The organism is Lacrimispora sp., assembly GCF_036758025.1.
GTDB lineage: Bacteria > Bacillota > Clostridia > Lachnospirales > Lachnospiraceae > Lacrimispora.
This window is the reverse complement of record NZ_DAIOXM010000026.1, coordinates 66,113-73,035: the sequence shown is the minus strand read 5'-3', so window position 1 is coordinate 73,035 and position 6,923 is coordinate 66,113. Positions and strand designations below refer to the sequence as shown.

Here is a 6,923-nt window from a genome sequence, read left to right as displayed (position 1 = left end):
AGACCATGTCAGCAGGCTACAAAAAAACCACCAATAACCGGATGGAGCTGATGGCAGCCATCGCCGGCCTGGAAGCCCTTACCAGGCCCTGCCAGGTGGAGCTTTACTCTGATTCCAAGTATGTGACAGATGCCTTTAACCAGCACTGGATCGACAACTGGGTGAAAAACAACTGGAAGCGGGGAAAGAGCGGTCCTGTAAAAAATGTGGACTTGTGGGAACGGCTTTTAAAGGCAAAGGAACCTCATCAGGTGACCTTTCACTGGGTAAAGGGACATGCAGGCCATCCCCAGAATGAACGGTGCGATAAGCTGGCTACCACAGCGGCTGACGGGGACGATTTGCAGATTGACGAAGGGATATAAAACTTACATATCTCTTACAATGTCTTACTAAATGTGAATTCCTATTTTCTTTCTTTTTTATTTGTGATATGGTAATTTCATCAAGTCAAGTCAGGTGATCATACATGAATAAAAATAGAGGAATTTGGATTGTAATCGGAAGCATTCTGGTTATCGGAATCTTGATAACCTTAGCTACGAATAATTTTGTAAAAAGTAAAGAAAACCTTCCGGATTCCGGTAAAGGGGCAGGGCAGCCGGCTGTCCTGTCCCAGGAAGCAGAGGAGTCCGGCAGTTATGGCGGCCAGCCGGAGCTGTTTTCACTGGAACAGGCTGATGCCCCCCAGGAAGTTTCCGAAGATCAGGTCATAGCAGGAAAAGAAAGGCCTTCCACGGAAGAGGCAGGCAGTTCTCCGGAGTCAGGAGAGATGAGCTTTTCAGTCAGGAGTTTTGAATCCCCTGCACCCCAGGCCGAGACAGAGGCTGTTATCTCTCCCATAAGCCCGGAGGTAAAAGCCAGGCATTCTGCTGAGTCTGCCTCTTTGGAGGGAGCAAAATATTATGAGAAGCGCTTATCAGAGCTGGATATCCAGGTCAAAAGGATGTGGAAGGAGTCAGGGGATTCAAACACCTATTCCATGAAAGCTCTGGCAGATAAAGAACTGAAGCTGTGGATCAGGGAACAGGATATTATTTATGATGCGGTTTCAGAAATGCTCAGTGAGGAAGATCGGGTGCAGATGGAGACTTCCCAGCAGGAATGGAATAAGGCAAGGGATGCAAAGGCACAGGAGGCTGCGGACAAATACAGCGGCGGAACTCTGGAGGAAGTGGAGTATACCGCTTCTTTGGCAGAATCCACAAGAGCCAGGGCTTATGATCTCCTGGCTGAATATGGGGCTGTCCTTTCTCCTTCCAAAAATCCCTGAAACTCCTGGAAATACGTTTCTTCCACCTTTTTCATCCAGACAGTGACATTCTCCTCTGACAGGCGGAGAATCAGGTGAATGGAGCCAACCCATTCCCCAACGACCTGGACCGGCAGATATAAGGTCATGTCATAGGCCCATATGCCCTGAACAGCAATTCTCTGCTCATACTTGGACAGCACGCTGATCCGGGCTTCTTCAAAAGAAAAGGGGAATTGAAAATCCCCATCCTTTCCGGAGAGAACCAGCTTTCCCTCTGAATGTCCAAAAGAGAGGGAAAGCCGGGAAAAGCCTGCCGGATTTTGATAAATCCGGTAGGAAGCCTCCCAGGTATCAGGACTTCTTTTAACCGGAATCCCTTCTGTTTCAGCACATCCGTGACTTATCTTTTCCACCGTCTCATAAACAAGGTCCAATATCTTCTGATTTCCTCCCTTTATATTCTGAGTATCAGCAGTAATCACGAAAATCAAATCTTCTTCCGGATAAAAGAGAACATACTGTCCGCCCATGCCGTACATGCTAAAGCCTTTTCGTATGCGCCAGAACTGATATCCGTACCCCTGCTGTTCGTCAAGGGTCTGGCCGGAATGGATGGTGGGAACCTGGAACGAAACCGCTTCCCTTAGATAATCTGCAAATTTCCCTTTTCCCTTCTGAATCGTATCCATACAATACCGCCCCAGCTTTAGAAGGTCCATGGAGCGGGCCATAAGGCCGGAGCCTCCCATTTCCGATCCAAAAGGGTCCAGGATGATATAAGACTCCTTGGAAAAGTCTGTCTGATTGAGACATGTTCCCCGGAGATAATCCAGAATCCCTTTTCCGGTAAGTTTTTTAACAAGAGCTGCCAGAGTATGGCTGGAAGAGGTATCATAAAGAAAAATCTGACCGCTTCGGTGAGTGGGAGGTGTGGTAAAAAAGCTCTCTACCCAGTTTTTTTTGCCATCCAGCTTATAGGTAGTGGAAGAATGGCATGTTTCCATGGAAAGCATATGTCTTATGGTCATTTCCCTCAACCAGGGATGAACCGTTGTGCCTGTACAGTATTCGGGAAAATAATCGGTAATCCTGTCATCCAGAGAAAGGCGCCCTTCTTCCAAAAGAAAGCCTATGGCAAGGGAGCAAAAGCTTTTTGTAATAGAAAACATGCGGTGGAGATCATTTTTCCCGTAGGGAGCCTGATACGTTTCCTTTAACAGTTCTCCGCCTCTTTCTGCAAGAAAGCTATGGACAGGAAATTCACTTTTCTTAAGTGAGAGCCAAAGCCCCTCCATAAGGGCTGAGATGTCTGAATCCGCCTCACATCTGTTATTTTGCATTGACTTTATCCCTCATTTCCTTTGGCGATACGCCAAAATTCTTTTTAAACACGCGCCGGAAAGAAGATGCGTTGTTATATCCTACATATTGGTACAGGGCGGACAGGCTTGTGTCGGATTCCCGGATCAGTTCCCTGGCTTTTGCCATGCGAAGCCGTTCCAGATAATTGGAGAAATTTTCCTTCATCTCTTTCTTGAACAGGTAACTGAAATAATTCTCTGAAATTCCGAATTCATCCGAAATCTTTGTCAGTCCCAGGTCCGGGTCACTGTAATTGCTGTTTATATACTCCTGGATTTTAAGAATCAGTTCATTTCCTTCGGAGCCGCAGACCTCGCATAAGCGGAGAGAGATAGATGTCAGACTCTCCAGACTCATTTCCCCTTCAAACTGTTTGTCGATGATATCCAGAAGCTTTCGTTTTTCCGGATTCAGGCCTTCTGCGCTGATGCTGTGCCTCTTCTTAAAAACAGTGGCCCGTACATCGGAGACCAGCCATTGCCGCTGAGCATAAGAGAGGCTTCTCTTTCCCATGTTTTCATTCTTAATGAGCTTAAATAGTTCGCTTACCTGTTCCTTGTTCCCGATGGAAATAAAGCCGCTGAGCTGGACAGAAAGGCTTTCCGGATAGTAGTAGATATCGCTGGCAGAAGCGAAATCACTGCTTAAAATATAGTTGTCCAGAGTGGTAACGGATTTAGCTTCCTTGGCCTGCTGATATGATTTCCAGGTGTAGGAAACGACTTTGTTTCTGCCGCCTAAGCCGCCCCTGATCCAGATTCCGTACTTCTTCAGGAGCTCGTTGTGAAGGGCCGTAAAGGTTTCCTGGCTCTGATTTGTGACTTCTTCATGGGAAACCCCTTCTTCGGAGGCAATCAATACGGCAAATGCCTGGTCGGAAGGCTTGTAAATATAACCGGTGTCAGGGAAATGGCGGCGCAGGGCTTCTCTCACCAGCATGTCATAGTTTTGCAGGCACAATTCCAGATCCTTGGGGCTGATGACGGAATCGTCTGAAGGCGACACCTCCGTGTAAAGCACGTGGTATTTTGTATCCGGACGGTCCAGGGAAAGCTCTTTTACGATGTATTCTATCTCATCGTTGGTGGTGCTGCTCCCTTCCATGATCTTTCTCATATACGATTCAATGACCATAGGTTTTTGTTTTTCCACCAGGAGATTTAAATATGTCGCAGTGGATTCCTTTGCAATCAGTTCATTTGACAGTTGAGTCAGGCGGCGGCCTCCCCTCACTGAAAAGGCGGCGGCAATACTCCCGCCCAGGAGAAGGGCAGCAATGGTGATCGCAGTAAAAAAGCGTTGATAGGAAACAATGGAATAGTAGGCCTTATCCTCAGGCTGGACCAGGTAGTATGTCCAGTTATTATAGCTTGAGGAAAGAGAGGTCACCAGCATTTCCTGATGGTTTTCCGGAGAGATGAAGCTGGCAGTCTGGTTTTTGTAATCCAGTTTATCGAAGCCCTGAAAGATGTTGACTTCTTCTGAATTGGACAGAAAAAACGTCTGAGCGCCGTTCTGGTCGTAGGCAACCAGATATCCATCTCCATACAGGTTCATATCCGCAAAATATCTGCTCAAAAGATCGTGGTCGAATTCGTATCCCAGAACAGCACCTGCGTTCATTTTAAGAACCGAGGCGGAGAGGGGCTGTACGTAAAGAAAGCGCCTGACAAGTCCGCCGCGGCGGTTAAAAGGAATGAACTTGTTCCAATAGTCGCTGTTTTGAAGGGCTTGCATAAACTGCTCCGGATTAATCTGATAAGTGGAATTATGCCTTGTATAAAAGCCGTAATCCGAAAACTGTGTGGAAGAAATCACATGTTCTGATTTTTTTAAATAAACAAAGGAATTGATGATGGGAAGCAGCACTTCAACCGGCAGAATGGACTTTAAGCTCAACTGGCTCTTATATGCCTGATAATAAAAGGCCGGTCCTTCTTCTCCTGTAAGCTGGGTCAGATCATTAAATACAATGTTGGAAGAGGTCTGTCCTGCTGCTGCATTCATCAGTCTCATGGTGGAATCCAGTTGAGTGACCGAAGAAGAGAGGGCGAGGCGGTTCTGCTGATTGATACCGCTTTTTACCTGGCGGTAAGAGATGTAATAAAGAGCGGCCCCAATGATAAGAATAATTGCCAGGATCATGATGTAGGACAGCATCAGCTGGTGTTTCAGCGAAATATCGTTATTTTGTTTTTTCATATTTACCATTCCTTTTTCTACATGTAAAAATTATAGTATAAATTATTATTAAAATCAAGAAATGGAAGGCTGAGAGGAAATTATGCTCCATGATAATAAAAAGTGTGCGCTGAAAAATACTCTTTTATTATGCAATTATTTCATTTGCCGGATGTTCCATATTCGGAATGAGGGAACCGTAATCATTGCAAAACCCCAATGAGCGGTGATTGAAAAAGCGGATGAAGAGGTATTTTTGTCATAAATAATGCAGTGTAAGAACAATTCTGAAGTTATGTACCCTCGCAGTAAAAAGGGTGCGGTGGAGCCCTGGGCTTTATCCTGTGGATATTTCATCAAAAGCCCTTTTTTGCTGCAAGGTTCCAGGAACATTTGCATAATAAATATAAAAAAAAACGGCCCATAGAAAAAAGTGTACAACAAAAGATAAAACGGTGCGTTGAAATTATACGTTTTCACTGCTATGATGAGTCTGCGGTCCAAACCGTACTGAAAAATAATTGGGAGGTAGAAAATGAGACTCAAAAAATTGGTTGCATCAGGAATGGCTGTCACAATGGCAATGTCTGTTGTGTTAAGCGGGTGTTCCTCCAAGAAAACAGAAGCGCCCTCCGGCGGCGCAGCTTCTACGGAGGCAGGAGAGACGACAGCAGCAGCGGAGGAAATCAAAAAACCGGAAAAGATTACTATTATGGTAGACGGAACGGTGACAACGCAGCAGAACAACAGAGATGCGTTTGAAAAGAAATGGGAAGAGCTTACAGGAATTGAACTGGAGATCATCCAGCCTGATCACAAAGCATATTATGATGTGGTTGGTCAGACCTTTGCCTCAGGTACAGACAACTGGCCCGATGCCATTATCCTTGGTTCTACTTATTATGCAGGCTACGCAGGGGAAGGCGCTTTGTGGGATATGACCGAGGCTTGGAATGATTCCGAGTTAAAGGCTTCCGGACGCGTAACCGGCGAAGATGTGGTAGAGAATATGAAGATTGACGGAAAGCTCTATGGTTTCCCTGTTACCAGAGGAAACGGCTGCGTTACTTATGTAAAGAAGAAATGGCTGGATAACGTAGGCTTAGAGGCTCCCACAACTTACGATGAGTATTTAAATATGCTGAAGGCATTTAAAGAGGGCGACCCGGATGGAAACGGCGTTAACGGGGATACCTACGGTGTTTCCGCAGCCGGAATTATCGGAGAAGAGTCTCCTTTTATAAACTATCTGCCTGAATTTTATCAGGATTCCTATTCTTCCTTTATAAAGGGAGACGACGGCGTATGGTCCGACGGATTTACAAAAGACAATTTCAAAGAGGCTTTAAAGAGACTGCAGGACGCTTATGCGGCAGGATATATTGACAAGGAAACTCTGACAAACACAACAAATGATTGCCGCAATAAGTTCTATGAGGACAAATTCGGCGTATTCACCTACTGGGCAGGAACCTGGGCTTCCAACTTAAAGAACAACCTGGAATCCAACGGAAGAGACAGCGAGCTCATTGCCTTAAAGCCTATTGCAGAAGTTGGAACATATCTGGAGAGAACGCCTCCCGTATGGGCTATTACCGCCTCCTGTGAAAATCCTGAGGGCGTATATAAATATCTCATTGAGTCCATGTTAGATGGCGGAGATATGCAGACCCTCTGGAGCTACGGCGTAGAAGACGTGCACTGGTCAACAAAGGCGGAGACTATTCTGGAGAACGATTATACAGAAGGCCAGTTCCATACAAAAGAAAGTCTGGAGAGGCCGGGAACACAGTATACGAAGCAGCACTTAGATTCCATGCTTGCTGTAGTCGGCTGGGATAACAACCCTGGAAAAGATACGATTGCTCCGGAAGCCATGGCTGCTCAGGAATTGTTTAACGAGAGCTGCCGTCAGGCTCAGGTCGTTCCTTCTACAGAAGAGATGGCAACCTATAACGGAGATCTCACCACCCTTAAAAACTCTATCATTGCGGATGTCGTTGTCCAGGGTCTTTCCGTGGATGAAGCTTACAAGCGCTTTGAAAGCGACGGCGGTGTGAAATGGTCACAGATGATCGTTGACTCCCTCAATGCACAGGAAGCAAAATAGTTTTAGAATCGCTTT

The 6,923-nt window shown here is 45.9% G+C and carries 5 protein-coding genes; 3 read left to right on the top strand and 2 right to left on the bottom strand.

The genetic code is table 11. From position 1 onward, the window contains the following. Both rnhA and V7M78_RS18405 read left to right on the top strand, forming a co-directional pair. Positions 1–365: ribonuclease HI (gene rnhA / locus V7M78_RS18410; protein WP_333651828.1), on the top strand; the 365-nt coding region annotated here is incomplete at its 5' end. Between the two features lie 104 nt (positions 366–469). After that, entirely contained in the window at positions 470–1,273 is an 804-nt protein-coding gene (locus V7M78_RS18405; RefSeq protein ID WP_333651827.1) for a lysozyme inhibitor LprI family protein, read from the top strand. Here the strand turns inward: V7M78_RS18405 and V7M78_RS18400 are convergent. After that, positions 1,219–2,595: a serine hydrolase domain-containing protein gene (locus V7M78_RS18400; protein ID WP_333651826.1), complete on the bottom strand. Its 1,377-nt coding sequence runs from the start codon at positions 2,593–2,595 to the stop codon at positions 1,219–1,221. The genes V7M78_RS18405 and V7M78_RS18400 overlap by 55 nt on opposite strands. Next, positions 2,585–4,819 carry an AraC family transcriptional regulator gene (locus tag V7M78_RS18395; protein ID WP_333651825.1) on the bottom strand — a complete coding sequence of 745 codons (2,235 nt, stop codon included), beginning with the start codon at positions 4,817–4,819 and terminating at the stop codon, positions 2,585–2,587. The genes V7M78_RS18400 and V7M78_RS18395 overlap by 11 nt, the downstream gene beginning before the upstream one ends. A 514-nt stretch (positions 4,820–5,333) precedes the next feature. On the opposite strand from V7M78_RS18395, the gene V7M78_RS18390 reads away from it, so the two are divergent. Then, the gene (locus V7M78_RS18390; RefSeq protein WP_333651824.1) at positions 5,334–6,908 is read left to right on the top strand and encodes an extracellular solute-binding protein; all 1,575 of its coding nucleotides are present in this window, start codon (positions 5,334–5,336) and stop codon (positions 6,906–6,908) included. Positions 6,909–6,923: the final 15 nt, after the last annotated feature.